Origin of the sequence: Sphingomonas alpina (assembly GCF_014490665.1) — a bacterium.
GTDB lineage: Bacteria > Pseudomonadota > Alphaproteobacteria > Sphingomonadales > Sphingomonadaceae > Sphingomonas > Sphingomonas alpina.
In genome coordinates this window covers 4,602,375-4,625,180 of the sequence record NZ_CP061038.1, presented here as the reverse complement: position 1 = coordinate 4,625,180, position 22,806 = coordinate 4,602,375, and the positions used below count along the sequence as shown (strand labels likewise).

Sequence of the window (22,806 nt, the reverse complement as noted above, 5' to 3'; positions counted from 1 at the left end):
ACCCGGCACCAGCGCATCCTTAACCGGGTGCATGTGTGTGCGGAGGGTGACGGGTGACGGTTTCAACAACCGACGTATCGCACAGCTACAAGCCGGGTGCGGCTATGGCTGTCGAAGCGATCCCGTTCAATTTCCTCGATCCGTCCGATGTCGTCGTCACGCATATCGCGGCGCTGACCGGGGTTCGCACGGTGCTGGTGCCGGATACGAATTATATCCTGTCCGGGAACGGCGCGGCCGGCGAGGGCAAGATCGCAGCGACGGCGGTCTGGCCGGTCAATGACGATTTCGAGCTGGTGCGCGTCACGACGATCGAACAGCCGACCGAGATTGTGCCGCACGATCCGATTCCCGCTGCCCAACTGGAACGGCAGCTTGATCGCGGAGCGCTGGTTGCACAGGAAGCAGATGCGCGCCTGACCGATGTGCAAGCGCGCGCGGTCCAAGTGGTGCACGGTGAGACAGGATTGACCGTGCCAACACAGGCATCGCGTCTCAACAAGCTGTTGGGGTTCGATGCCGGGGGATCGCTTTATGCTTATGCGGTTACCGCGACTTCGCTTGAACTGCTGGCCGATGTTTCGGCGGAAATCGATATCGTCGCCGGTATCAAGCCTCAGCTGCTTGCGGTCTATGCGAACATCACCGGCATCAACACGGTCGGCACGGTCGCGGCGATAGCGGGCGAGATCACGACCCTCGCCGATATCGCTGTACCGCTCGTTGGGCTTTACGACATTCGCGACAAGATCACGGCGCTGGACGCGCTTGGCGGGACCATGGCCGCACTTTACGCGATCCGTGTCGCCCTGGTCGCAGTGGATGCCAATCAGCCGGCGATCAATGCGGTTTATAATGACATAAATTTGGGCGGTGCCGCTTCCTTCATTCTGCGCGCGCCCGCAGCGGCTGAGACCGCCACAGCGCAAGCGAATATCGCCACGGCGGCAGCAACGTCGCTGGCGAACGCTGTCGATCTGGTAGCATCCCTTCCGGTGCGCCGCCTTTCTAGGCTGGCAGATGTGGCCATTGTAGACAGGCAAGGCATTCTGGATCGCGAGCCGGGGATGGTCACCGGTCCTTGGACGGGCGCCACAATCTACGGGATGATCGCGACCGGCGACAGCACGAGCGTTGGCGTATCGGGCGGAGCGCCGGCAACGCCAGTGTCGGCCAAGAGTCTGATGTTCAATGGTGGCATCCTCCCTTCAACGCGTACTGCGCTCGTGCCTGCGCAGGAACAGGTCGTCGAGACGGGAATGACCAGCATTGGCGAGGCGTTTTACACGCTGGCCGGCCCGGGTGCGCCGCCCCTGTTCCTGGCTTGCGCCGGACAATCGGGCTCAAGCATCGGATCACACCTTCCGGGCGCGACATACAATGTCCGCTTTGTCGATATCATTACTGCGTTTCGTGACCTTGTCGCCGCAGCGGGCGGGCGGGCGGTTATACCGTTCGTGTTTTTCTCCGAGGGAACGAACGACGAGTCTTATTCTACTGCTGTGGGCAACCCGCTCGCCAGCGCCGAATATATGATTTCCGATTATGCCGATAAGCTGATCATCTTCGCCGAAGGCATCCAGCGCCAAGTCAAAAGGATCATGGGCCAGGATCGCGCGCCCAAAATCGCACTTATCCAGAATGCCAACTGGACCTATGTCGGCGCTCAGACGGGCAGTCCTGTGCGGAGCGTCGTGGGGCGTATCGGCCTCGGTCACCGTCTGGCGTTTTTCCAGCGCCCCGACCTGTTCACCCTTGTCGGTCCACAATATCAGATTACCCATGAAGGGCCGAATACTGGCCTCCATCCTGCCGGCGCGGGCTATATCCGGCGAGCATCGGACGTGGCGCGCACCCTGTATGCCGAGATGTATGGGCGGGATTCCCGGCCATTGCATCAAATCGGGATCGAACACACCGTAGGCACAGATTTTGCGGTCATCAATTATTACTCGCCGTCAGGCGCGATTGTGGCCGACACGGTGACGGTGACGGACCCGAATGGTGCTTGGGGCTTCGAGGTTGCCGATACCAATACGGTTACCCCGCTCACGATTGCCGGTGTGCCCAAGATCGCGGGCACTAGCGTGCTGCTCCGCTTCAACCGCGTCACCGTGTCCTATCCCGACTTCGGCTACGCGCTGACTGGTGTGGCGAACGCCGGCTCCGGCCCCCTCGGCGCGCGCGGCTGTATCCGCGACACGTCAGTTCCGCCTGCCTGGGCAATCTACTCATCCACAAAGGTGCTGCCATGACGAGTATTCCGGTCATGACGGATCCGTCGGCCGACTTCGCAGCAAAGGCGAAGGCAGCTGGACGCCGGGCGCGAGCCCTGGTCGAACTCGACCTGATGCCGAAGCGCGGGCTGCAAGCCTTCTACGATTTCACCGACCTCGTCGGCTCAGCCACACTGCTCGATCGCTATCTGACCAACCACGCGACAGTCGCCGGGCTGGCCTTCGACGGCACGAAAGGGACGCTGACCTCTTCCACCACGAACGGGATCACGCTCCCGTTCCTGTACACCGGCTCGTTTGCAATCTTCTTCCTTGCGAAGATCACGACCAGCGGGCGCTGGCTGCAATCGCTGCTGACCGGTCCAAACCGCGGAGCCTTCGGTCTTTTCAATCTTGCCGCTGGCGGCGGGCTCGGCAACTTTCAGCTTACGGCTTACGACGATCAGGCCGCCCCTACCCGTCTCGCTTTCACTACGGGGGGCGTGGCTCCCTATACGAACGACTACCGGGTCTATTGCGCATCGATCAATATCGGTGCTGCCGAAGCTCGTGAAGGGGCAGCTGCGGGCCAGACTGTTCGCGTTCGAGACGACACGCGCGTCAATGAGACGCTCAACACGCTGCCAGCGGCTGTTCTCTCCACGACCGGCACCGCCATCAAAATCGGCGGCGGCGTGGGGCAGGTCTGTTTCGGTGGCGAGATTGCGGCGATGGCGTTCTACAATCTGGTTCCGACGCGACGCGAGGAAAACCAAGCCTTCAGAGGCATGGAAGAATTCGGCCTGAGGGCGAAGAATATTCTACTGAGCGGGCGCGGCCAGTGATGTCAGCGCGCGCTCTACCAGCCCATGCGCTCAAGTGCAGCCACCTACTGCGCTCCAGCGATAGCGCGGGGACGCAGCGCGCCGCGCATCTGCCTGATCGGGTACTCCATCACGAACATCACGCCAGCGGCAACGGCATATGTGGCAACCGTGAGCGCCATAGCACTGGCCAGTCCGGCGCCGCTGAAGATCACAAACACCGGGACATGCACGAGATAGAGAGGATACGAGATATCGCCCATCCAAGCGAGAAGCGACGACTTGCGCGCCGGCAGCTTGTCGGCCGCGATAAGCCAGAGCAATGCCACGACGAAGGCCAAAACGCACGCTTGCCAAACGAAGCTCGGCGTATCGATCAGGAAGAAGTCGGACAGCCGATCATTCTTGAAGCGCGACCCAAATTGAATGGCGCAGGCCAGCCCAATACCGGCAACAAGAAGGCCGGCGATTATCGCGCACGAGCGCCTTGGTTTAGGCTGAGTGGCGACGATAAATCCCAAAAGCCAGAAATGCGACAGCATGATCAGATTGAGCCCGTAGCCAAGGCCAGAAAAGCTTGGCAGGTGCATCAGCGTGATCAGCGGCAGGTAAACAATGTAAGCGCCGAACGAGGCCAGGGCGAGTGCCCATATCAGCCGGCCATTTGCCAAGGCGAGCAGCGGGGTCAAAGCGTACAGCCAAACTTCAAGCGACAGGCTCCACGCGGGTCCGAGAAACGACTGGCTTGTGAGCAGCTGGTTCATAAACAAGAGGTTGATGGCGAACACGCTCGCGCCCGGCCAGCCGTAAGCGGCGACGGCCAGGCCGATCGCGCCGATGTAGGCGGGATATATCCTCTCGACGCGCCGGATGTAGAACCCCGCGCGTCGGCTCTTGTACGACGATCCGATCGAATAGCCGCTGATCAGCAAGAAGCCGGCGATGGCTTGGAAAGCGGCGCCTCCGATGAACTCGACGACGCCCGATGTGGCGGCGAACAATTTGAGGTGCGTCAACAGCACGATCGATGCGAGCAGAAATCGAGCGCCGGCCAGCAGCGACCATCGCTCGTACAATCGACCAGTCATCGGTCCAATCGTCGCCGCCTCTGTCGATCCGGGTTCATCCATTTGCGGCCTTATACCTACAGACTCCATCGCAGCAATGCGTTGCGCCATCCGGCGCGTGTGAACGTCGCCTGATGTCCGGGCTCGATGAGATCAAGGCGGCCGCTTCGTTTGGCGGCGGGCTTGGTGTGACGCTCTACTTTCTGCGCTGGCTGGTGAACTGGATCACCGGGCGGCTCGATAAGCGTGCGGCGCAGCTGGACGCGGAGCATGCCTCGCTCGACGGTAGCTGGAAGGGCTATCGATTGACGCTCGAACAGCGTGTCGCTCGCCTGGAAGGGCAAAACCGGGCGCTTAGCGTGTGTTTCCAGCACGTGTCAGCCGCGCTGATCCGGATCGACCCGGCAAACCCTGCGCTGCAGCGGGCCGAACAGATCATGGCGGCGGCGTTCCCAATGGATTTTTCACTGGCCGTGCAGCGTGCAGGCGCGGCCCTCGATGCGGAGGATTGACCATGGTGCAGATGAAGTTTCTGACGATCCATTGTGCGGCGACACCGGAAGGCCGCGACGTGAAGGCTGGCACGATCAGCCAGTGGGATATCGCGAAGTTCAACCAGGTCAGTTATCATCAGGTGATCGAGCTGGATGGCACGGCCGTGCGGACCCTGCCCGATCAGACGCGCGGCGCGCATACCGGTGGCCATAACACCGGCAACATCGGCATTTGCTATGTCGGCGGCGTCGACAAGAACAACAAGGTCCCCAAAGACACGCGGACACCCGCGCAGCGCGCGACCATGAAACGGATCGTCGCGGACTATAAGCGGCTCTACCCCGGCATTGTCGTGCGGGGGCACCGTGACTGGCCCGGTGTCGCCAAGGCGTGCCCGTCGTTCGATGTCGCCGGGTGGCTGAAGGCGGAAGGTCTGGCGTGACGGTTCGGGCGGCCTGTTGGCGCGCGCTGAGCGCCCCGTGGCGGGCCGTAGCGGCTCTGCGCGATGCGGAGGCCCGCAAGGGTGCCGCGCTGGTGCTGATGGCGACTGGCGGCATGGCGATGACGGCCTATGCCGGGTTCGCGCTGTGGATCGTCCGTGGCGAAGCGAAGTTCGCTTTTTATCTTGGCGAAACGGCGCTGGCGATCGTGCTGATCGTGCTGACCGGATTCGCGGGCTTGCTGGTGCGGCGGCGGTTGGCCGGTGAGTTCTTCGGCAACAAGTTCGAGATCAGCGACGAAGTGCTGACCGCTGCCGTGGCAGGCGCGGCGGCGGCAAACGCGGTCAAGACCGCGAACGAAAGCGAACCGGCATGAAGATCGAGCTTCCCCAAGCCAAGGGCGCGCGGATCGCCGCCTATGCCGTCGCCGGCATCGTCGCGCTGATCGCGATCGGCGCGGTGCTGTGGTTCGTGTTCGTCCGGCCGCGCGCGTTGCAGACGCAAGCGGCGTCATCGCGGATCGAGGCGGCCGGATCCGCAGCGACGGCCGGGGCGGCGCGGGACACGGTCAAGCTGCAGGTCGAACATAGCCGCCAGATCGTCGCGATCGAGGTTCAAACAAAGGAAGGCGAACATGCCGTACATTCTGCCCAGGGCGCCAATGTGGCGAGCCCTGATGTTGCTGCCGCTATGCGCGCTGCTTTGTGCGTGTCCGGCTCCCATCGTGCTGACCCCGCCTGCAGTGCCGTGCGAGGATCTGGTGGAAGCGTCGGGGATGTTGAACCCGACACCGGGCGCGCCGCTCCCCGCTGACGACAGCGTGGGCGAGATCGCCGCGTTTGGCGTGCGCGAATCGGGGCAGCTGGACAAGGCAAACGCGGACAAGGCCGGGACAAAGGGCATCCTGCGCGTGTGCAAGTCGTGGCGCGAGAAGGCCGTCCAGGCGGTCAAGCCAAAGCGCTTTCTGGGGATATTCTGATGCCGGCCGATCGCCGCCATGCCGCCCGTCTGCAGGGCGTGCTGCTTAATACCGCGCGCGTGATGGCGATTTCGGATGCAGCGACGCTGTCCGAAACAATCGAAGTGAAGGTCGACGAGGCGGTGACGGGCGATCTTATCGCCATGTCGCCATCGCTTGCCGCGAAACTGGCGGAGATCGACGGACGGATTGAAGACCTCGAAGCGGTGTAACGCCGTGCGACGAAACGCGCCGCGAACAACAATGTCGCACGATGTTTGCAAGCTAAGTTGTTGATTTCGCTGAGTCGGCCCAAAACTTACCTTTAGACGACGGGGCAACAGCGGGCCGCGAGATAGGCGGCGGGTCGGGCAGTGTCAACCGACACTGATCGCCGATCCCGGCAGGTCGCTTGCCGCTACCGTCATGCTGCGCTAGCATCGCCGTCAACCACCGAACGGGCGCATCTCGCACCCGCGACGGGCAGAACAGAATGGTGAGTGTGAACGGCATGGGGGATCAGTCGCCCAAAATGCCGTACCGGCAGGGGAATCCTGCCCGTCCGGCGCCGGCCCCTGGCAAGGGTCAGGCCGCGCCGCGTGCGCGCTGGCCGGAGGCGCGGCATTATGCCGCGCTCGATCTCGGCACCAATAATTGCCGCCTGCTGATCGCTCGGCCGCAAGGCGATGGCTTTGCCGTGGTCGATGCCTTTTCGCGCATCGTGCGCCTGGGCGAAGGGCTCGCGGCGACCGGACGGCTGAGCGATGCGGCGATCGACCGCACCTTGTCGGCGCTGAAAGTGTGCGCGGACAAGCTGAAGCGCCGCAATGTCACCTTGGCGCGGTCGGTCGCGACCGAGGCGTGCCGCCGCGCGGAGAATGGTCCGGACTTCATCGCTCGCGCCTATGCCGAAACCGGCATCCATCTCGACATCATCTCGGCCGAGGAAGAGGCACGGCTCGCCGTGCTGGGCTGTCATGTGCTGATCGAGCCGGGCGACGACCCCGCGCTGATCTTCGATATCGGCGGCGGATCGACCGAGCTGGTGCTGGTCGACACTCGGCCGACCGTGCCGACCGTGCTCGACTGGCACAGCGCGCCCTGGGGCGTGGTGTCGCTGACCGAACATGCCGGGAATGCCGAGGGTACGGAGGGCCGGCTCGCGCTTTATAACCGGATGCGCAGCCTGGTCGCGGAAAGCTTTGCCGGATTCGCCAGCCGCTTGCCGCGCGGAATCGACCGGCCGCGGCTGCTCGGCACTTCTGGCACAGTGACGACGCTTGCCAGTGTGCATCTCGGCCTGTCGCATTACGACCGCTCACAGGTCGACGGGCTGATCGTACCGGCGACGTCGATGCGCAAGATCAGCGCAGATCTGTCGCGCATGGACCTGAGCGAACGCGCCACCCTGCCCTGTATCGGTACCGAGCGCGCCGACTTGGTCGTGGCGGGATGCGCGATCCTCGAGACGATCATGGACCTGTGGCCGGCCGAACGGCTCGGCGTGGCCGATCGCGGTATTCGCGAGGGCATTTTGCGCCGACTGATGCGCGGAGACAAATTGTGAGCAAGGGCGCCTTATGAGCAAGGACGGCGGCGGATTACGCGTCCGGGTCAAGACCGCGCGCAAGCGCACGCCGCAATCGACGCGCTGGCTCGAGCGGCAGCTCAACGACCCCTATGTCAAGCGCGCCAAGGCCGACGGCTATCGCAGCCGTGCGGCCTACAAGCTGATCGAGCTCGACGAGCGATTCGGTTTCGTGAAGGGCAAGAAGCGCGTCGTCGATCTCGGCATCGCGCCGGGCGGGTGGAGCCAGGTGGTCGGGCGGCAGAATCCCAAGGCGGCGATCGTCGGGATCGACCTGTTGCCGGTCGATCCGATCGACAATGTCATCATCCTGCAGATGGATTTCATGGCCGATGCCGCCCCGGCGCGGCTGATCGAGGAACTGGGCGGCGCGCCCGACCTGGTGCTGTCGGACATGGCGGCCAACACCGTCGGCCATCCGCAGACCGATGCGCTGCGTACCATGGCGCTGGTCGAGGCCGGCCTCGCCTTTGCGATCGAGACGCTGGAGCCCGGCGGAGCGTTCATCGGCAAGGTGTTCGCCGGCGGCGCCGATGCCGCCCTGGTCGCCGAGATGAAACGCAATTTCGCGACCGTGAAGCACGCCAAGCCGCCCGCCAGCCGCAAGGGATCGTCCGAATGGTATGTCGTGGCGCAGGGCTTCAAGGGCCGGCGTGCGGTTGAGGAAGAGCGCTAGACGGGTCGCATCAGCCTTGGCGCATCAAGGCACGGTACGACAGTTCGCGCAGAGCGTGGAGGACGCAGGGATCATGTCCGGCATGGCCCTCGCTCCCGGACCGCGGATGCACGTGCGGGCGGGTCGGTCGTCTCTGACCATTGGAGCCAGATGACTTTTCTCCGTCATACTCGCGAAAGCGGGTATCCCGCTGCCTTGCCCCGCACTGAGAAGAAGCGGGATTCCCGCTTTCGCGGGAATGACCAGGTGGTTCAATCAAACCTCATCCCACTCTGGAAAGACGACTCCCTCCGCATTCCCTGCGCCTCTGCGCGAATCCTCATCTTCGCTGACGACCGCGCGGACGCGAACTCCCTGTTTCTCCCTGATACTCCCTGTTTTTCGCGCCAGGACTTTTTTGGCGCCATTCTCCCTGTTAATCGACTACCGCCTCTTAAATCGGGACTTGTTTTCAGAGGCTTGCAGGCGATCTCCCTGTTATTCGAATAACAGGGAGATCGGGCGCGATAACAGGGAGTGGACGCTCCCTGTTATGTCGGGAACAGGGAGAGCCCGGCCGGTCGCTGTTGGTCATGAGAAAGAGCGCGCCGGTGCCGCTCAGCAATCCGACTGGCGCTATGCTGCCATGAACCAGCATCGATATTGAATCGGGTAAGCCCTAAACCCGCTCGACCGCGCTGACCGCATCGGCTGCGCGCAATGCCGCGATGACACGCATCAGATGCTGGACGTCATGCACCTCGACATCGATCGTGTTGGTGTGGAAGCCGGTGTCGCGATTATCGAGCCGCAGATTGACGATATTGGCTTTCTGCGCGCCGATGATCGTCGCGATCGTGCCGAGCGCGCCGGGTTCGTTCTTGACCTCGACCAGGATACGCCCCGTCGCCCCTTCGGTCTTGTCCCCCCAGGCGAGATCGACCCAGTCGGCGTCATCGCCCGAGACCAGCTTCTCGCAATCGATCGCATGAACCTCGATCCCCTTGTCGGGGCGGCGCAGGCCGACGATGCGGTCGCCGGGTACCGGGTGGCAGCATTCGGCCAGATCGAACGCGACGCCCGGGGTCAGGCCGCGAATCGAGATCGCGCTCGATTGCGGCGGCAACTCGCGCATCGAATCCGCGCCCGCCGAGCCGGGCATCAATGCCTCCATCACCTCGGCATCGGTGATGCGGCGGCGTGCGATCGCTTCCATCAGGGCAGCATTATCGGCGAGCTTCAGCCGCTTGAGCGCCGCCGCCAATGCATCGCCGGCGATCTGCGCGGGCAGGCGCTGGACGATCTCGTCATAGATTTTATGACCAAGTGCCTGGGTTTCCTCACGCTCCTTGTGGCGCAGATGGCGGCGGATCGCGGCGCGCGCCTTGCCGGTGATGGCAAAGTTCATCCAGTTGGCCTGCGGCTCCTGCGCCTTGGAGCGGAGGATCTGGACCTGATCGCCATTCTCGATCTGGGTGCGCAGCGGCACGACCCGGCCATTGATCTTCGCGCCGACCGCCTGGTCGCCGAGATCGGTGTGCACCGCATAGGCGAAGTCGATCGGCGTCGCGCCTTTCGGCAGCTGATGCAGTTCGCCCTTTGGCGTGAAGGCGAAGATGCGATCCTGGTACATCGCCATGCGGGTATGTTCGAGCAGCTCCTCGGGCGATTCGGCAGTGTCGAGGATTTCGATCAGGTCGCGGATCCAGCTGACCTGAGTTTCGGGCTTCACCTTGTCCTGCTTGTACGCCCAGTGCGCGGCGAGGCCGAGTTCGGCCTCTTCATGCATTTCCTCGGTGCGGATCTGGATCTCGACCCGGGTATTGTCGGCATGGATCACCGAGGTGTGGAGCGAGCGATAGCCGTTGCGCTTCGGGGTCGAGATATAATCCTTGAAGCGCCCCGGCACCATTTGCCAGCGGCGATGGATCACGCCGAGCGCCTCGTAACAGGCCTCGACGCTCGGCACGATCGCGCGGAACGCCATGATGTCGGAGAGCTGCTCGAAGCTGATGTGCCGTTCGGCCATCTTCTTCCAGATCGAATAGGGATGTTTCTCGCGCCCCGAAACATCGGCCTCGACGCCGTGGCGCGACAGCAGCAGCTTCAGCCCCGAGCCGATCTTGGCGATGCGGTCCCCGCCGCCCTCCTTCAATTGCGAAAGGCGGCGGTCGATCGATTGATAGGCTTCGGGTTCGAGCTGAGCGAAGGCGAGCGTCTGCATCTCCTTCATGAATTCATACATGCCGATCCGCTCGGCGAGCGGCGCATAGATATCCATCGTTTCCTTCGCGATCCGGCGGCGCTTGTCCGGATTGGCGATGTGGTGGAGCGTGCGCATATTGTGCAGCCTGTCGGCAAGCTTGACCAGCAACACGCGGATATCGTCCGACATGGCGAGCAGGAACTTGCGCAGATTCTCTGCCGCGCGCTCATTCTCGGTCTGCGCCTCGATCTTGGACAGTTTGGTGACGCCGTCGACCAGCCGCGCGACCGAAGGGCCGAAGATCCTGGTGATCTCCTCGATCGTGGCGACCGTGTCCTCGACCGTATCGTGGAGGATCGCGGTGGCGATCGTCTCATCGTCGAGATGGAGTTCGGTCAGGATGCCCGCCACCTCGATCGGGTGGCTGAAATAGGGGTCGCCCGAAGCCCGTTTCTGCGTGCCGTGCGCATTGACCGAGAAGACATAGGCGCGGTTGAGCAATGCCTCGTCGGCATCGGGATCGTAGCTCAGGACGCGATCGATAAGTTCATATTGCCGCAACACCCGGCCAAGATGGGGCCGGGTGCTGCTGCTTTGCAACAAATTCTAGGCCCGGCCCCGATTATTTGGCGCGGGAGTTGCATTTAGCCAACGCATCGGCATCGAATGCCGCGCCATTGGCCGTGAAGGTGGTGAGTGCGCCGACGCGCTTGACGACCAGTTCGCACACGATGCTGTCGCGCGCCGAACCCTTGGGCGCGGTGCAGGTCGTGTCGCCGCACTTCCACATCATGCCATTGGTGATGACGTTGGGCTTGGCCGGCGCGGTTACCGGGGTCGCGTTGTAATAGCCTGCGCCCTGTGCGCTGGCCGCCGTCGCGGGCAGAAGCAGCGTGGTGGAAGCAAGAGCGATGGCAAGTGAAACGAAGCGGGACATTTTTTCCTCCGGGGATGAAGCAGCAACTAGGTTGCTAATCGCCACCTAGTATATTAGGTTTCTGGTTGCAACTGAAAACGGATAATCCCGGGCGCATGGAGAATTCACATGGAGAATTCGTTCGCATGGTGGGGAAAATGGGTTAGGCTGGACGATCATGAAGCAAAAACTGCGTGAACCTCTTCGCGATCTCGCCGAATGCAGCCTTCCCGCCGCACTCGAAGCGATGGGCGAACGCTGGTCGTTCCTCATCCTGCGCGCGGCATTCAACGGCCTGTATCATTTCGAGGAATTCCAGTCTGAGCTGGGTATCGCCCGCAATATCCTCGCCAACAGGCTGGCGCGACTCGTCGAACACGGCATCCTGAAGCGCGATGCCCTACCCGAGGATCGCCGCAAGATCGAGTATCGATTGACCGACAAGGGATCGGCGCTGCTGCCGACGATGATCGCCCTCAGGCAATGGGGCGAGCGTTGGGAAACCGGCATGCCGGCAACGCCGGTGCTGGTCGACGAGCGGGACATGCGTCCGATCGCGCCGATCGACGTGCGCGCCTGGGACGGCCGCATCCTGACCAAGCAGGACTTGCTCTGGGCGCTGCCCGAGGATGTGGTGACGGGCGCCTCCGAAGCACAAGCCGCCGAATAAGGCGGCTCGGCCGCCGGGAATTCAGCTGGCGGCGAGCTTTTCGAGAAAGGTACGGATGGCCGACGGAAACGGCACCGGGCGCCCCTGTTCCAGGTCGACATTCACGCTGACCATCAGGATCGCGCAGTGCAGTTCACCCGTCACCGCATGGCATAGATCGAACTTCTTGGTCAGGCTGGTGCCGCCGAGCCGGTCGAGCCGGACAAATGCCTCGATCTCGTCGCCCCATCTGAATGGCTTCAGATAATCGATCTCGGTATGGCGTACACTGAACTCGGCGCTGTGCCATTCGGGCAGCGCGTCGATGCCGGTCCAGTCCCAATATTCGGTCACCGCGACATCGGCATATTCGAGATAGCGCGAGTTGAAGACGATCTTCTGCCCATCGATCTCGGCGTAGCGGACCTTGAGGCGGGTCGAGAAAGAGAAACCGTCCCTCATGCCGCCGGTTGCCCAGCAGCGAAGCGCCGGGCGATCCATGCCTCGGCTTGAACCCAGTCATCGATCCGCGCATGTGCGGCGGGCGCCTTCGGCACATTGGGCGCGAGCGCCGGCTCCGAGATCATGTGCAGCCGGTGGACCTGCGGCGCGTGGCGCGCGACCGAGTCATGATGGACGGCAAGATCGTCGACGAAAACGGTGACAGGATTGCCGTGCTCCGCGACAAGCTGTGCGACCGGGCCGCCCTTGCCGCCCTGATTGCATTCGACGCGGTGGTCGATGCCGAAGCGCGCCAGCTGCTCGATGCGCGGCTGGCGGCACTGGTCCTGCAAATTGGTCAGGATGACGATATCCGCGCCTTGCGCCAGTGTCGCGAGCGCTTCGCGCGCATGCGGCACGAGCGTCTGGCGATCCATTTCGGCGGGGAAGAACTGATCGAGCATCGCCCACATTTCCTCACGCGCCGGGGCGGGGCTGCCGTCGCGGCGCTTCATCGAGGTCGAGAAATCACCGCCATTGGGGCTGAAGTCGATATCGTGCGTCTCGCCGAGCCACACGCCGAAATGGCGCACCATGTGCAGCAGCACTTCATCGCAGTCGCAGATCAGCAGCGGTCTCATGCTTCGAGCCTCGCACGGGCCTGCACCAGGGCGGCGGGCGGAACGCCAAGACCATCGGCACAGGCGACCAGATCGGGCTCGTGATTTTCGAGAAAGCCGAGCGCCGCTGCCAGGACCGCGGGCTCGCTGGCGCGCGCGCGCAGGTCGGCAGGCTGCAGGCCGGTCACGTCGAGCAGGCGGATCGCTCGCTCCGGCTCGGCCAGCGTCCATACCAGCGCGCGCAAGGCCAGTTCCTCGGCGTCTTCATTTGTCTCGGGCACGCGCATTGCCTATCAGTGGGAGGAGAATGGAAGGATGGGCGTCGCGTGGCAAAAAGGGTGCTCGTTGTCGAGGACAATGAACTCAATCTAAAGCTGTTCTGCGACCTGCTCCGTGCGCATGAATTCCTGACAGAAGGCGTGCGCGACGGTCGTGAAGCTGTTGCGCGAGCGCATGAGTTCGCGCCCGACCTGATCGTGATGGACATTCAATTGCCGCATGTCAGCGGGTTCGAGCTGATCGGCCAGTTGAAGGCGGACGATGCGCTGAAGAAGATCCCGGTCATGGCCGTGACCGCTTATGCCGGCCGCGAGGACGAGGAGCGAATTCGCGCGATCGGCGCCGACGCCTATGTGTCGAAGCCGATTTCGCTTGCGCGCTTCATCGACGAGGTCACTGCGCTGCTGTGAAGCGGGCGGGGCTTGATGGTGCGGGCGAGGCAGGCCAACTCGCTTAACGTCGCACCGGACTCGTTCGGCGGACATCCCCTGCGACGGTGTATTTTTCCTCTTCCCCGGCGGAGGCCGGGGCCCAGTTGGGAGACGCCAGTAAACAGGCGCCCCGCACCCCGCGAGTGTGGCGCGACTGGGCCCCGGCCTCCGCCGGGGAAGCAAAAAGACAAAGGCAGTCGCCGACGAATGGGGGCATGAGGTAGCGTGCGCCCACCCGCCGCGAACACGACAAGAGCCGCGAGGGTTACCCCTGCGGCCCTGGGTTCCGGCCTGCGCCGGGGATAACATTGCCGCGGCTACGCCGCAGCGAATGTCACTTGATCTTGGTTTCCTTGAACTCGACATGCTTGCGCACGACGGGATCGTACTTCTTGAAGCTGAGCTTCTCGGTCTTGGTACGCGGATTCTTCTTGGTGACATAGAAGAAGCCCGTGTCAGCCGAGCTGAGCAGCTTGATCTTGACGGTTGTCGGCTTGGCCATGAGCCCGATTCCTGTACGATAAAAATGCAAAAGCGGCGGACGCGCCGCCGCTCACAGACCGGGGCGATTGGCCGAGCCTCGTTCGAATGTCAAGTCCGCAGCCTGTTTAACGCCCTGTTTACCATGTTGGGCGCAGCGTCGGTTCCGAAGCAGGGAGCATGACCATGGCGCAAAGACAGTGTGGGGGATATCCGGCATACGACCCGATCAGGGCGGAACTGGCAGCGCGAATCGGTTTGATCGGCGCGCAGATGTCGGCCTGCGATACGGCCGACATCGCACACGAGATCGATGCGATCCGTTCCATTGCCTATCGCAGCGGCATCCATCCGGCCGTCACGGTCGCCCAGGCGCTGGAATCAGCGCTGGCGCGCGGCGAGCGCGGGCCGTTGATCCATGACTGGCTGGCGATTCTCAGCGATGCAGTGGACAGCGAGGAGACCGATGGCGCCGCCTGTTCGACTTATGCCGCCGCCTGCTCCGTTCGCCTGACCGGCTGAGCCACCGCCATGGATGCGCTGATGGCCGCCTTTGTCGCGGCGCTGCTGGCGCAGGCGAGCGACCGGACGCCGTGGCTGACCGCCATCCTCTCCACCCGATTCGCCAGGCCCGGCACGATCATCGTCGCCACCGCGATTGCGCTGGCCGCGGGCAACGGCGTCGCCGCGATCGGCGGAATGATGATCGGGCCGCATATGCCCCCCAATGCCCGCGACCTGTTCCTTGCGCTTGCGCTGCTCTCTGCCGGCGGGTCGGCCCTGTTCCCGATCAAGCCGCCCGACCGGCTGTCGGGCTGGCGGATCGGCGCCTTCATGACCAGCCTGCTGGGAGTCGCGATCCTCGCCGCCGGCGACCGCAGCCAGTTCATCACCCTCGCCATTTCGGCGCGCAGCCCCTCGCCGGTGCTGGCCGCGGTCGGCGCGACGATCGGCGCGCTGGTGATCAACATTCCCGCGATCCTGGCGGGCGAGGCGGCACGCAAGACGCTGCCGCTCACCGCGATCCGCCTTACGATCGGCGTGCTGTTCCTGATCACCGGCATCATCCTCGGCCTGGGTGCGATCCGGCTGATCTGATCACTCGATTGCTGTGATCGCCGAACTTCATCGTGCGGGGAGGGAGCATTTCGGCTATCGAATCGTTGGCGCAACGACCCGACCGAAACGTTCGAAGGATATGAGCATGGCAACGCCCCCCGCACCACTGAAGACCCCCACCGACATCAAGACCAATGCCGCGAAGTCGGTCGCCGAGGCGCTGAACGCCATCCTCGCCGACAGCTTCGCGCTGTACCTCAAGACCAAGAATTTCCACTGGCACGTGTCGGGTCCGCATTTTCGCGACTATCATCTGATGCTCGACGACCAGGCGACGCAGATCCTCGGCACAACCGACGCGATCGCCGAGCGCGTGCGAAAGACCGGGAACACCACGCTTCGCTCGATCGGCGACATTGCACGGCACCAGACGATCAAGGACAATGACGAGGCCTTTGTCGCCGCCGCCGACATGCTGACCGAATTGCGCGAGGATAATCTGAAACTGGTCGAGGCGCTGCGCGAGGCGAAGGACATTGTCGACGCGGCAAAGGACAATGCCACCAGCGGCATTCTCGACGACTGGACCGACCAGGCCGAGGAGCGCGCCTGGTTCCTGTTCGAGGCAAGTCGGGGCGCCTGAGGTCGCAAGACAAAAAATGGGAACAACGTGGCCCGGCGGGTCGTTTCGCCTCCAGATAATAGGAGACGTCACATGATCCGCTGGGCCATCACTTTCCTCGTCATCGGGCTCGTCCTCGCGCTGCTGGGCTTTGGCGGCCTGGGCGGTACATTTATCGGCATCGCAAAGATCCTGTTCTTCGTCGCGATTGCGGTGTTCGTCGTACTGCTGCTGATGGGCCTTGCCGCCGGCAAGGGCGTCAAGAACGCGCTCGACTAACCTGAGACCTGGGCGCCGGGGCCGCATCTCGCGGCCCCAGCGTTACCAGCCACATATCCGGCGGCGCACCGATTCGCATCGGCAGAACGCTGGTACCGACACCCCCGGTCACGAGAATGCGATCTGCACCGCGCCATGACGGGCCGCAAAGATATTTCTCGCGCGAATCGATTACTGTCTTGATCGGGCCGAGCCAGGGCAGGACGATCTGCCCACAATGCGTATGCCCCGCAAAGACGATCTGAGGATCGACCTTGGTGACGATCCGGGGAGTGGTCGTGGTATTCCCCTCTGTCAGCCGTCGAAGCGCCCGCGCAATGTCCGGCGTGTGAGCCAGCAAGATCTTCGCGCCCGACAATTTTCCCATCGCGACAAGTGTCGCCGGGATATCGTCATGGCCGGAAAGCTGATCGTCCACGCCACCAATGACCAGCGGGCCACGCGCGACTGCGCCATTCGATACGACGCTGATATTGGCCGCCATCAAGGTGCGCCGCACGGTTGCGGCATCGGTCCAGTGATCATGATTGCCCAGCACGGCAACAACGCCGAGCGGCGCATGCAGCCGGGCCAGCTGAGCGGCAAGCGGTGCGGCCGCAAGGCGCGCGGTTTCCGCATCATGACCGGCGATATAGTCACCCGCGAGCAGGATCAGATCGGGCTTCAGCGCCATCGCCTGATCGATAATCCGCGCCAGCCGCGCCGACCCCATCGTCGCATTGCCGAAATGCACGTCGCTGATCAGCAGCGCGCGCACCGGCCGGGCACCGACCGGCCAGTCGGCGAGCGGCACGGCGGCGTACCGAACCAGCGGGTCACGCCGCGCTTCCACGAATCCATACAAGGCTATGACCAGCAAGAGCAGGACCAGACTGGCGAGAAACAGGCATATTCTACGCATCGCCCCTGACTAGCGGGAGCATCCGCGATGCGCCATGCGTTGTCGTGTCATGCGTGCCTTTGCCGACCTTCTCGATTCGCTGATCTACACGCGGTCGCGCAACGCGAAGCTGAAATTGATCGGCGACTATCTGATCGCCACACCCGACCCCGATCGCGGCTGGGCAATGGCGGCGCTGACCGGTGATCTCGACCTGCCCGCGGTCAAGCCGGCCGTGATTCGCGGCCTGATCGAGGCGCGGGTCGATCCGGTACTGTACCGTATGAGCCGCGATTATGTCGGCGACAGCGCGGAGACGGTCGCCCTGCTCTGGCCGACGCCCCTGGTTCCGCCCCAGGAGAGCGGCCCGCTCGCCATCTCCCAGGCGGTCGATACGCTCAACTCGCTGTCGCGATCGGATGCGCCGGCCGCGCTGGCCGCGATGCTCGACCGGCTCGATGCCGAGGAGCGCTTCGCCTTGCTCAAGATGGCCACCGGCGCGCTGCGCATCGGCGTGTCGGCGCGGCTCGCCAAGACCGCGCTGGCGACCGCTTTCGGCATCGATGTCGAGGCGGTCGAGGAAGTGTGGCACGGCATTGCCCCACCCTATGCCTCCCTGTTCGACTGGGCCGAGGGACGCGGGGCACAGCCGACTGCGGCCGATGTGCCGGTATTCCGGCCCTTCATGCTGGCGCACCCCCTTGAGGACTTGCGTGTCAGCCTCGACGATTATGCCGCCGAGTGGAAATGGGACGGCATCCGCGTGCAGATCGTCCATGTCGCCGGCGCGACCCGGCTCTACAGCCGCGCGGGCGACGACATCACCGCCAGCTTCCCGGAGGTCGCGCGCGATTTCACCGGCATCGGCGTGGTCGATGGCGAGCTGATGGTGAAGGGCGATGCGCAGGGCGGCGCGCTTGAGGAGGGCGGCGCGGCCAGTTTCAATGCGCTGCAGCAGCGGCTTGGACGCAAGATCGTCTCGGCCAAGATGCTCGCCGACTATCCGGCGTTCGTGCGGCTTTATGACATATTGTTCGACGGCGGCGAGGATTTGCGCGAACGGCCCTGGACCGAACGGCGCACGCGCCTCGAACGCTTTGCGCAGAGCCTCGACCCCGAACGCTTCGATGTCAGCCAGTTGATCGAGGCCAGGGATTTCACTGCGCTCGAGGGCATTCGCGCCGGCGCGCGTGATGCGGCGATCGAGGGGGTGATGCTCAAGCGGCGCGAATCGCCCTACGTCACCGGGCGGCGCGTCGGGCTGTGGTATAAATGGAAGCGCGACCCGCTGACCGCCGATTGCGTGATGATGTATGCGCAGCGCGGATCGGGGCGACGATCGTCCTTTTACAGCGATTATACTTTTGGCTGCTGGACTGAAGACGGCGAACTGCTGCCGGTCGGCAAGGCCTATTCGGGCATCACCGATGAAGAACTGAAGATGCTCGACAAATTCGTGCGCGGCCACACGCTCAACCGCTTCGGCCCGGTACGCGAGGTGGAGAAGACGTTGGTGCTGGAGATCGCGTTCGATTCGATCCACGAATCGAAACGGCACAAATCCGGCGTGGCGATGCGCTTTCCGCGGATCTCGCGGATCCGCACCGACAAGCCGGCGGCCGAGGCGGATACGGTGGTGGGACTGAAGCGGCTGATCGTGTGATGCGCGCATTCGACTTGCTTCGAGCGCGCCGTACCGCCACCGCCGACCGGTGCCGCCACTCGCCCTAGCCTCGATTCTGATGATCGCCTCCGGGTCGGTCCATGCCGTGGTCAATGCAATCGTCAAGGGCGGCAAGGACAAGGCCTCGGGCCGTGCGGTGACCGACGGGACCAGTGCGCTGGTGTTGTTGCCTGCGACCTTGTTCGTGCCGCTGCCGCATGGTGCGTGGCAATGGCTCGCGGCGAGCGCAGTGATTCACGCTTTCTATCTTTACTCCCTCGTCCGCGCCTATGCGATCGGTGACCTGTCGGCAGTCTATCCGGTACTGCGCGGTAGTGCCCCACTGATCACCGCCGGGGTGACGATCGGCGTGCTCGGCGAGCATGCGACGATCGCTCAGGTCGCCGGGATCGCGGTGATCGGGATCGCCATGTTCGTGATGATCGCCGGCAAGCATATCGGTCGCCAGGCACTAGGCTGGTCGCTGCTCACCGGGTTGTTCATCGCCGCCTATACCGTGGTCGATGCGATCGGCGTGCGCGCAGCGCCGACGCCCGCAAGTTATATCGTCTGGGTGTTCGTGCAGATGGGCGCTGTGGTGGTCGTGATGTTCGGCATCATCACACGCGGCGCCATTTTCACCGCGGCGCAGCGGCAATGGCGGCCGGGCGTGATCGCCGGCATATTGTCGATCCTGACCTACGGCATGGCGCTCTACGCGCTCGCGATCGGCCCGACTGCACCGCTCGCGGCGTTGCGCGAGACGGGCATGGTCACCGCCCTGGTGATCTCGATCCTGGTCTTGCGCGAGCCGGTCTCAAGGGGTCGGGTGATCGGTGTGCTGGGAATATTGGCCGGCGCAGCGCTGATTCTCGCCGGCTAGCTTATTTCGCCCAACCTGCCAGCCAGTCGGCCAGGCCCTGCGGCGTCATGCTGCGCGCATCCGCCAGCGCCGCGGTCTTGCCCGCATTGCGCAGCCTGTCAGCGCGCGGATCGACGATCAGCAGGCTGGGCACGCCGGCGAGCCGGTCCTTCAGGCCGTAATGTGCCGGGATGGCGAGGTTCTTGTCGAATCGGCCGACATCGACCGTGACCACCACATAATGGCGATCGATAAAGCTTTTGAGCTGCGGCGTGTCCATGACTCCGGCCAGGATGCGGCAGTCGAGGCACCAATTGCCGCCCAGATCGATCAACAGCAGCTTCTTGCTCGCTCTTGCACGCGCCTTGGCCACGGCAACTTGCCGGGTCGCATCGGCCTGCTCATCATAAGGAAGCGGCAAGGGCCGGGCGAGCTGTTCGAAGCTGGTGATGGCCAATTGCGGCGCGGTCGCCGCCGTCGCGGGAGCGACCGGCGCAAGCATCGCGGCAAGGAAGGAAAAAGCGAAGATCGAACGCATACGGGCTCCTTTGCGGCCATTCTACCGTCACGGTGCCGTATTGCCGCCCGAGCAAAGTTTTGCCGGCGCAAAGAAAAACCCGGCGAACCATCTGGTCCGCCGGGTCTTTTTCCCTTGTCGCTTCGAGTCGCGCTTACGCGATCGAGGTGAGGTTCACCGCTGCATATTTGCCGCGACGATCGACCTCGAGCTCGAATTCGAGCCGGTCGCCCTCGTTGAGGCTGGTCATGCCGCCGCGTTCGACTGCGGAGATATGCACGAACGCATCAGGCTGTCCATCGTCGCGCTGAATGAAGCCGAAGCCCTTCATCGCGTTGAAGAACTTGACCGTGCCGGTCGCCTTCTCGCCAGTCAGCTCGCGCTGCGGGCCACCGGCGCCACCGCGCGGTGCACCGCCCGGCGCCGCGTCACGGTCGCGCGGCGGGCCGCGGTCAGTGACGGGGAGCGGTTCGCCCTCGATCTTGAGGTCGGTTGCCGAAATACGGCCGCCGCGATCGACCAGGGTAAAGCCGAGCGGCTGACCTTCGGCCAGACCGGTCAGGCCGGCCTGCTCGACTGCGCTGATGTGCACGAACACATCCTCGCCGCCATCATCGCGAACGACGAAGCCGAAGCCCTTTTGACCATTGAAGAATTTGACGACGCCCGTGCCTTCGCCAACGACCTGGGGGGGCATGCCGCGGCCTGCGCCGCCGCCGGCACCACCGCCGCCGAAGCCGCCACCACCGCCGCTGCGGAAACCGCCGCCGCCACCGCCGAAGCGGTCACCGCCGCCACCGCCGCCGCCACCGAAGCGGTCGCCACCACCGCCGAAGCGGTCACCACCGCCAAAGCTGCTGCCGCCACCGAAATCGTCGCCGCCGAAACCATCACGCTTGTCGCGGCCACGCCCACCGCGATCCCCGCGGCGTCCTTTATCGAAACTCATGCCCTGTTCGTCTTCCCGGTCCGCCCAAATCGCCTATCAAGAACCGAGCGCCGGACGAAAAGCGCAGGTCTTCGGACACCAAACCAATCGTGCCACCGAGTCGGTCTAGCCTAAAAAGACCCGTGCTGCGAATGAATTCGTCGGAATTACGGCACGGTAGGCACCGTCTGCTTGCGCATGCGTGGCCTAAACGGCACACACAAGGCCATGCCGATCCTGCAACTCCTGTCCGATCCCGCCGTCTGGGCGGCACTTGCCACGCTGATCGTGCTCGAGGTGGTGCTCGGCATCGACAATCTGATCTTCATTTCGATCCTGTCGAACAAATTGCCGGCGAATCAGCAGGCCAAAGCGCGGCGGCTGGGCATCGGGCTGGCGCTGGGCTTGCGCCTCGTGCTGCTGTCGATGATCGCGTGGATCGCCGGGCTGACTCAACCGGTGTTCGACCTGGGGCTGGTCGGGCCGACCGGCACACACGGCGCACCGAGTTTCGAGACCGCTTTTTCGTGGCGCGACCTGATCCTGATCGCCGGCGGCATCTTCCTGCTGTGGAAGGCGACCAAGGAAATCCATCACAGCGTCGATCCCGAGGAATCGGGCGAGCAACTCGACAAGAAAGGCAAGGTCGCGCTGACCTTCGGATCGGCGATCGCGCAGATCCTGGCGCTCGACCTGGTCTTTTCGATCGATTCGATCCTCACCGCGATCGGCATGACCGACCATCTGCCGGTGATGGTCGTGGCAGTGATCTTCGCGGTCGGCGTGATGATGTTCGCCGCCACGCCGCTGGCCAATTTCATCGCCCGCAACCCGACCGTGGTGATGCTCGCGCTGGGGTTCCTGCTGATGATCGGCGCGGTGCTGATCGCCGAAGGCTTTGGCGTGCATGTGCCAAAGGGTTATATCTACACCGCGATGGCCTTTTCCGCCGGGGTCGAAACGCTCAACATCCTGGCGCGCCGTCGCCGCGAAAAACGCGCCGCGGCCGGCCAGCCGCCAGGGTCGGACCATTGAGCGACCCATTGAGCGATAGGGCAATCGCCGCTAGGCGATTTGCATGACCGTATATTTCCACGAAGAAGACATTCCCGCCGGCCTGTTCGCGCCCGGCGCCGACATCGCCGTCGATACCGAGACGATGGGCCTGATCACGCCGCGCGACCGGTTGTGCGTGGTGCAATTGTCCGATGGCGGTTCCGACGAACATCTCGTGCGCTTTGCCCCCGGCAGCGATTATGCCGCGCCCAATCTGCGTGCGCTGCTCGCCGATCCGGCACGCGTAAAGCTCTATCATTTCGCACGCTTCGATCTCGCCGCGATCAGCCATTACCTGAAAGTGACCGCGGCGCCGGTCTATTGCACCAAGATCGCCTCGCGGCTGGTGCGCACCTATACCGATCGGCACGGGCTGAAGGAGCTGGTTCGCGAACTGCTCGGCCAGGACATTTCGAAGCAGCAGCAATCGTCCGACTGGGGCGGCCCGGTGCTGAGCGACGCGCAAAAGGATTATGCCGCGTCCGATGTGCGCTTCCTGCATGCGATGCGCGAGGAGCTGAACACCCGGCTGGTGCGCGAAGGCCGCATGGCGCTTGCTCAGTCCTGCTTCGATTTCCTGCCAGCCCGCGCCGAGCTCGATCTCGCCGGCTGGCCAGAGGTAGATATCTTCGCGCATGTTTGACGCTGCGCGTTCGCGGGATCGACCCGCCGCCC

General features: G+C 63.8%; 31 protein-coding genes. 20 read left to right on the top strand and 11 right to left on the bottom strand.

Annotation, left to right across the window (positions count from 1 at the left end):
- Nucleotides 1-62: 62 nt before the first annotated feature.
- On the bottom strand, nucleotides 63-341 hold the full coding sequence (locus H3Z74_RS21650) for a hypothetical protein (protein ID WP_187761559.1): 279 nt from the start codon (nucleotides 339-341) through the stop codon (nucleotides 63-65).
- Between H3Z74_RS21650 and H3Z74_RS21645 the strand changes: the two genes are divergently transcribed.
- Together H3Z74_RS21645 and H3Z74_RS21640 are read left to right on the top strand one after the other, a co-directional pair.
- Nucleotides 333-2,255, top strand: coding sequence for a hypothetical protein (locus tag H3Z74_RS21645; RefSeq protein WP_187761558.1), 1,923 nt, complete (start codon nucleotides 333-335; stop codon nucleotides 2,253-2,255). The two genes, H3Z74_RS21650 and H3Z74_RS21645, sit on opposite strands and share 9 nt — an antisense overlap.
- Entirely contained in the window at nucleotides 2,252-3,061 is an 810-nt protein-coding gene (locus H3Z74_RS21640) for a hypothetical protein (RefSeq protein WP_187761557.1), read from the top strand. Before H3Z74_RS21645 ends, H3Z74_RS21640 begins: the two co-directional genes overlap by 4 nt.
- A 44-nt stretch (nucleotides 3,062-3,105) precedes the next feature.
- Here H3Z74_RS21640 and H3Z74_RS21635 read toward each other — a convergent pair whose 3' ends face one another.
- The gene (locus tag H3Z74_RS21635) at nucleotides 3,106-4,170 is read right to left on the bottom strand and encodes an acyltransferase family protein (protein ID WP_187761556.1); all 1,065 of its coding nucleotides are present in this window, start codon (nucleotides 4,168-4,170) and stop codon (nucleotides 3,106-3,108) included.
- A gap of 71 nt (nucleotides 4,171-4,241) precedes the next feature.
- On the opposite strand from H3Z74_RS21635, the gene H3Z74_RS21630 reads away from it, so the two are divergent.
- The 8 genes from H3Z74_RS21630 (at nucleotide 4,242) to H3Z74_RS21595 (ending at nucleotide 8,264) form a co-directional block, all read left to right on the top strand.
- On the top strand, nucleotides 4,242-4,619 hold the full coding sequence (locus H3Z74_RS21630) for a hypothetical protein (protein ID WP_187761555.1): 378 nt from the start codon (nucleotides 4,242-4,244) through the stop codon (nucleotides 4,617-4,619).
- Between the two features lie 2 nt (nucleotides 4,620-4,621).
- Nucleotides 4,622-5,044, top strand: coding sequence for an N-acetylmuramoyl-L-alanine amidase (locus tag H3Z74_RS21625; RefSeq protein WP_187761554.1), 423 nt, complete (start codon nucleotides 4,622-4,624; stop codon nucleotides 5,042-5,044).
- On the top strand, nucleotides 5,041-5,418 hold the full coding sequence (locus H3Z74_RS21620) for a hypothetical protein (RefSeq protein ID WP_187761553.1): 378 nt from the start codon (nucleotides 5,041-5,043) through the stop codon (nucleotides 5,416-5,418). Before H3Z74_RS21625 ends, H3Z74_RS21620 begins: the two co-directional genes overlap by 4 nt.
- Nucleotides 5,415-5,855 (top strand): hypothetical protein, encoded by a 441-nt coding sequence (locus tag H3Z74_RS21615; RefSeq protein ID WP_187761552.1) that lies wholly within the window; start codon nucleotides 5,415-5,417, stop codon nucleotides 5,853-5,855. Before H3Z74_RS21620 ends, H3Z74_RS21615 begins: the two co-directional genes overlap by 4 nt.
- A 7-nt stretch (nucleotides 5,856-5,862) precedes the next feature.
- Entirely contained in the window at nucleotides 5,863-6,021 is a 159-nt protein-coding gene (locus H3Z74_RS21610; protein WP_187761551.1) for a hypothetical protein, read from the top strand.
- The gene (locus H3Z74_RS21605) at nucleotides 6,021-6,233 is read left to right on the top strand and encodes a hypothetical protein (protein ID WP_187761550.1); all 213 of its coding nucleotides are present in this window, start codon (nucleotides 6,021-6,023) and stop codon (nucleotides 6,231-6,233) included. The genes H3Z74_RS21610 and H3Z74_RS21605 overlap by 1 nt, the downstream gene beginning before the upstream one ends.
- Nucleotides 6,234-6,532: 299 nt before the next feature.
- Nucleotides 6,533-7,567, top strand: coding sequence for a Ppx/GppA phosphatase family protein (locus H3Z74_RS21600; protein ID WP_187764467.1), 1,035 nt, complete (start codon nucleotides 6,533-6,535; stop codon nucleotides 7,565-7,567).
- Nucleotides 7,568-7,580: 13 nt separating this feature from the next.
- Nucleotides 7,581-8,264 carry an RlmE family RNA methyltransferase gene (locus tag H3Z74_RS21595; protein ID WP_187761549.1) on the top strand — a complete coding sequence of 228 codons (684 nt, stop codon included), beginning with the start codon at nucleotides 7,581-7,583 and terminating at the stop codon, nucleotides 8,262-8,264.
- Between the two features lie 658 nt (nucleotides 8,265-8,922).
- Here H3Z74_RS21595 and H3Z74_RS21590 read toward each other — a convergent pair.
- Entirely contained in the window at nucleotides 8,923-11,013 is a 2,091-nt protein-coding gene (locus tag H3Z74_RS21590) for a RelA/SpoT family protein (protein ID WP_187764466.1), read from the bottom strand.
- 58 nt (nucleotides 11,014-11,071) lie between these two features.
- Nucleotides 11,072-11,386, bottom strand: a complete 315-nt coding sequence (locus H3Z74_RS21585; RefSeq protein ID WP_187761548.1) for a CC_3452 family protein — start codon at nucleotides 11,384-11,386, stop codon at nucleotides 11,072-11,074.
- Nucleotides 11,387-11,543: 157 nt separating this feature from the next.
- Between H3Z74_RS21585 and H3Z74_RS21580 the strand changes: the two genes are divergently transcribed.
- Nucleotides 11,544-12,035: a winged helix-turn-helix transcriptional regulator gene (locus H3Z74_RS21580; RefSeq protein WP_187761547.1), complete on the top strand. Its 492-nt coding sequence runs from the start codon at nucleotides 11,544-11,546 to the stop codon at nucleotides 12,033-12,035.
- 21 nt (nucleotides 12,036-12,056) lie between these two features.
- Here H3Z74_RS21580 and H3Z74_RS21575 read toward each other — a convergent pair whose 3' ends face one another.
- The 3 genes from H3Z74_RS21575 to H3Z74_RS21565 are packed head-to-tail and all read right to left on the bottom strand — an operon-like array spanning nucleotide 12,057 to nucleotide 13,362.
- A complete protein-coding gene (locus tag H3Z74_RS21575) occupies nucleotides 12,057-12,476 on the bottom strand; it encodes an acyl-CoA thioesterase (protein ID WP_187761546.1) in 420 nt (139 codons plus the stop codon).
- A complete protein-coding gene (locus H3Z74_RS21570) occupies nucleotides 12,473-13,096 on the bottom strand; it encodes an HAD family hydrolase (RefSeq protein WP_187761545.1) in 624 nt (207 codons plus the stop codon). The genes H3Z74_RS21575 and H3Z74_RS21570 overlap by 4 nt, the downstream gene beginning before the upstream one ends.
- Nucleotides 13,093-13,362, bottom strand: coding sequence for a DUF3572 domain-containing protein (locus H3Z74_RS21565; protein WP_187761544.1), 270 nt, complete (start codon nucleotides 13,360-13,362; stop codon nucleotides 13,093-13,095). The genes H3Z74_RS21570 and H3Z74_RS21565 overlap by 4 nt, the downstream gene beginning before the upstream one ends.
- 39 nt (nucleotides 13,363-13,401) lie before the next feature.
- On the opposite strand from H3Z74_RS21565, the gene H3Z74_RS21560 reads away from it, so the two are divergent.
- Complete coding sequence (locus H3Z74_RS21560; RefSeq protein WP_187761543.1) at nucleotides 13,402-13,764, top strand: response regulator; 363 nt, start codon at nucleotides 13,402-13,404, stop codon at nucleotides 13,762-13,764.
- A 355-nt stretch (nucleotides 13,765-14,119) separates the two neighbouring features.
- Here the strand turns inward: H3Z74_RS21560 and rpmG are convergent, their stop codons facing one another.
- A complete protein-coding gene (gene rpmG, locus H3Z74_RS21555) occupies nucleotides 14,120-14,287 on the bottom strand; it encodes a 50S ribosomal protein L33 (RefSeq protein WP_034157855.1) in 168 nt (55 codons plus the stop codon).
- A 164-nt stretch (nucleotides 14,288-14,451) separates the two neighbouring features.
- Between rpmG and H3Z74_RS21550 the strand changes: the two genes are divergently transcribed.
- The 4 genes from H3Z74_RS21550 to H3Z74_RS21535 all read left to right on the top strand — a co-directional run bounded on the left by H3Z74_RS21550 (nucleotide 14,452) and on the right by H3Z74_RS21535 (nucleotide 16,225).
- Nucleotides 14,452-14,787: a hypothetical protein gene (locus tag H3Z74_RS21550; protein ID WP_187761542.1), complete on the top strand. Its 336-nt coding sequence runs from the start codon at nucleotides 14,452-14,454 to the stop codon at nucleotides 14,785-14,787.
- 9 nt (nucleotides 14,788-14,796) lie between these two features.
- Nucleotides 14,797-15,363, top strand: a complete 567-nt coding sequence (locus H3Z74_RS21545) for a TMEM165/GDT1 family protein (RefSeq protein ID WP_187761541.1) — start codon at nucleotides 14,797-14,799, stop codon at nucleotides 15,361-15,363.
- A gap of 106 nt (nucleotides 15,364-15,469) precedes the next feature.
- On the top strand, nucleotides 15,470-15,967 hold the full coding sequence (locus tag H3Z74_RS21540) for a Dps family protein (protein ID WP_187761540.1): 498 nt from the start codon (nucleotides 15,470-15,472) through the stop codon (nucleotides 15,965-15,967).
- Between the two features lie 72 nt (nucleotides 15,968-16,039).
- Nucleotides 16,040-16,225, top strand: a complete 186-nt coding sequence (locus tag H3Z74_RS21535) for a DUF1328 domain-containing protein (protein WP_034157851.1) — start codon at nucleotides 16,040-16,042, stop codon at nucleotides 16,223-16,225.
- On the opposite strand, the gene H3Z74_RS21530 is transcribed toward H3Z74_RS21535, so the two are convergent.
- Entirely contained in the window at nucleotides 16,206-17,126 is a 921-nt protein-coding gene (locus H3Z74_RS21530; protein WP_187761539.1) for a metallophosphoesterase, read from the bottom strand. The two genes, H3Z74_RS21535 and H3Z74_RS21530, sit on opposite strands and share 20 nt — an antisense overlap.
- A gap of 49 nt (nucleotides 17,127-17,175) precedes the next feature.
- Between H3Z74_RS21530 and H3Z74_RS21525 the strand changes: the two genes are divergently transcribed.
- Both H3Z74_RS21525 and H3Z74_RS21520 read left to right on the top strand, forming a co-directional pair.
- Complete coding sequence (locus H3Z74_RS21525; RefSeq protein WP_187764465.1) at nucleotides 17,176-18,768, top strand: cisplatin damage response ATP-dependent DNA ligase; 1,593 nt, start codon at nucleotides 17,176-17,178, stop codon at nucleotides 18,766-18,768.
- A gap of 49 nt (nucleotides 18,769-18,817) precedes the next feature.
- Nucleotides 18,818-19,651 (top strand): DMT family transporter, encoded by an 834-nt coding sequence (locus H3Z74_RS21520; protein ID WP_229726726.1) that lies wholly within the window; start codon nucleotides 18,818-18,820, stop codon nucleotides 19,649-19,651.
- A 1-nt stretch (nucleotide 19,652) separates the two neighbouring features.
- On the opposite strand, the gene H3Z74_RS21515 is transcribed toward H3Z74_RS21520, so the two are convergent.
- Together H3Z74_RS21515 and H3Z74_RS24790 are read right to left on the bottom strand one after the other, a co-directional pair.
- Nucleotides 19,653-20,168 carry a thioredoxin family protein gene (locus H3Z74_RS21515; protein ID WP_187761538.1) on the bottom strand — a complete coding sequence of 172 codons (516 nt, stop codon included), beginning with the start codon at nucleotides 20,166-20,168 and terminating at the stop codon, nucleotides 19,653-19,655.
- A gap of 133 nt (nucleotides 20,169-20,301) precedes the next feature.
- Nucleotides 20,302-21,096, bottom strand: a complete 795-nt coding sequence (locus tag H3Z74_RS24790) for a cold-shock protein (protein ID WP_187761537.1) — start codon at nucleotides 21,094-21,096, stop codon at nucleotides 20,302-20,304.
- Nucleotides 21,097-21,303: 207 nt separating this feature from the next.
- Between H3Z74_RS24790 and H3Z74_RS21505 the strand changes: the two genes are divergently transcribed.
- Nucleotides 21,304-22,110, top strand: a complete 807-nt coding sequence (locus H3Z74_RS21505; RefSeq protein WP_187761536.1) for a TerC family protein — start codon at nucleotides 21,304-21,306, stop codon at nucleotides 22,108-22,110.
- Between the two features lie 43 nt (nucleotides 22,111-22,153).
- Nucleotides 22,154-22,774: a ribonuclease D gene (locus H3Z74_RS21500; RefSeq protein ID WP_187761535.1), complete on the top strand. Its 621-nt coding sequence runs from the start codon at nucleotides 22,154-22,156 to the stop codon at nucleotides 22,772-22,774.
- The last annotated feature ends 32 nt before the right edge of the window (nucleotides 22,775-22,806 follow it).

Coding starts and splice junctions, on each gene's coding strand:
- H3Z74_RS21615 (WP_187761552.1), top strand. CDS start 5,415: ATGAAGATCGAGCTTCCCCAAGCCAAGGGCGCGCGGATCGCCGCCTAT.
- rpmG (WP_034157855.1), bottom strand. CDS start 14,287: ATGGCCAAGCCGACAACCGTCAAGATCAAGCTGCTCAGCTCGGCTGAC.
- H3Z74_RS21565 (WP_187761544.1), bottom strand. CDS start 13,362: ATGCGCGTGCCCGAGACAAATGAAGACGCCGAGGAACTGGCCTTGCGC.
- H3Z74_RS21540 (WP_187761540.1), top strand. CDS start 15,470: ATGGCAACGCCCCCCGCACCACTGAAGACCCCCACCGACATCAAGACC.
- H3Z74_RS21530 (WP_187761539.1), bottom strand. CDS start 17,126: ATGCGTAGAATATGCCTGTTTCTCGCCAGTCTGGTCCTGCTCTTGCTG.
- H3Z74_RS21595 (WP_187761549.1), top strand. CDS start 7,581: ATGAGCAAGGACGGCGGCGGATTACGCGTCCGGGTCAAGACCGCGCGC.
- H3Z74_RS21515 (WP_187761538.1), bottom strand. CDS start 20,168: ATGCGTTCGATCTTCGCTTTTTCCTTCCTTGCCGCGATGCTTGCGCCG.
- H3Z74_RS21535 (WP_034157851.1), top strand. CDS start 16,040: ATGATCCGCTGGGCCATCACTTTCCTCGTCATCGGGCTCGTCCTCGCG.
- H3Z74_RS21625 (WP_187761554.1), top strand. CDS start 4,622: ATGGTGCAGATGAAGTTTCTGACGATCCATTGTGCGGCGACACCGGAA.
- H3Z74_RS21585 (WP_187761548.1), bottom strand. CDS start 11,386: ATGTCCCGCTTCGTTTCACTTGCCATCGCTCTTGCTTCCACCACGCTG.
- H3Z74_RS21505 (WP_187761536.1), top strand. CDS start 21,304: ATGCCGATCCTGCAACTCCTGTCCGATCCCGCCGTCTGGGCGGCACTT.
- H3Z74_RS21575 (WP_187761546.1), bottom strand. CDS start 12,476: ATGAGGGACGGTTTCTCTTTCTCGACCCGCCTCAAGGTCCGCTACGCC.
- H3Z74_RS21570 (WP_187761545.1), bottom strand. CDS start 13,096: ATGAGACCGCTGCTGATCTGCGACTGCGATGAAGTGCTGCTGCACATG.
- H3Z74_RS21635 (WP_187761556.1), bottom strand. CDS start 4,170: ATGGATGAACCCGGATCGACAGAGGCGGCGACGATTGGACCGATGACT.
- H3Z74_RS21605 (WP_187761550.1), top strand. CDS start 6,021: ATGCCGGCCGATCGCCGCCATGCCGCCCGTCTGCAGGGCGTGCTGCTT.
- H3Z74_RS24790 (WP_187761537.1), bottom strand. CDS start 21,096: ATGAGTTTCGATAAAGGACGCCGCGGGGATCGCGGTGGGCGTGGCCGC.
- H3Z74_RS21550 (WP_187761542.1), top strand. CDS start 14,452: ATGGCGCAAAGACAGTGTGGGGGATATCCGGCATACGACCCGATCAGG.
- H3Z74_RS21600 (WP_187764467.1), top strand. CDS start 6,533: ATGCCGTACCGGCAGGGGAATCCTGCCCGTCCGGCGCCGGCCCCTGGC.
- H3Z74_RS21545 (WP_187761541.1), top strand. CDS start 14,797: ATGGATGCGCTGATGGCCGCCTTTGTCGCGGCGCTGCTGGCGCAGGCG.
- H3Z74_RS21640 (WP_187761557.1), top strand. CDS start 2,252: ATGACGAGTATTCCGGTCATGACGGATCCGTCGGCCGACTTCGCAGCA.
- H3Z74_RS21500 (WP_187761535.1), top strand. CDS start 22,154: ATGACCGTATATTTCCACGAAGAAGACATTCCCGCCGGCCTGTTCGCG.
- H3Z74_RS21525 (WP_187764465.1), top strand. CDS start 17,176: ATGCGTGCCTTTGCCGACCTTCTCGATTCGCTGATCTACACGCGGTCG.
- H3Z74_RS21580 (WP_187761547.1), top strand. CDS start 11,544: ATGAAGCAAAAACTGCGTGAACCTCTTCGCGATCTCGCCGAATGCAGC.
- H3Z74_RS21630 (WP_187761555.1), top strand. CDS start 4,242: ATGTCCGGGCTCGATGAGATCAAGGCGGCCGCTTCGTTTGGCGGCGGG.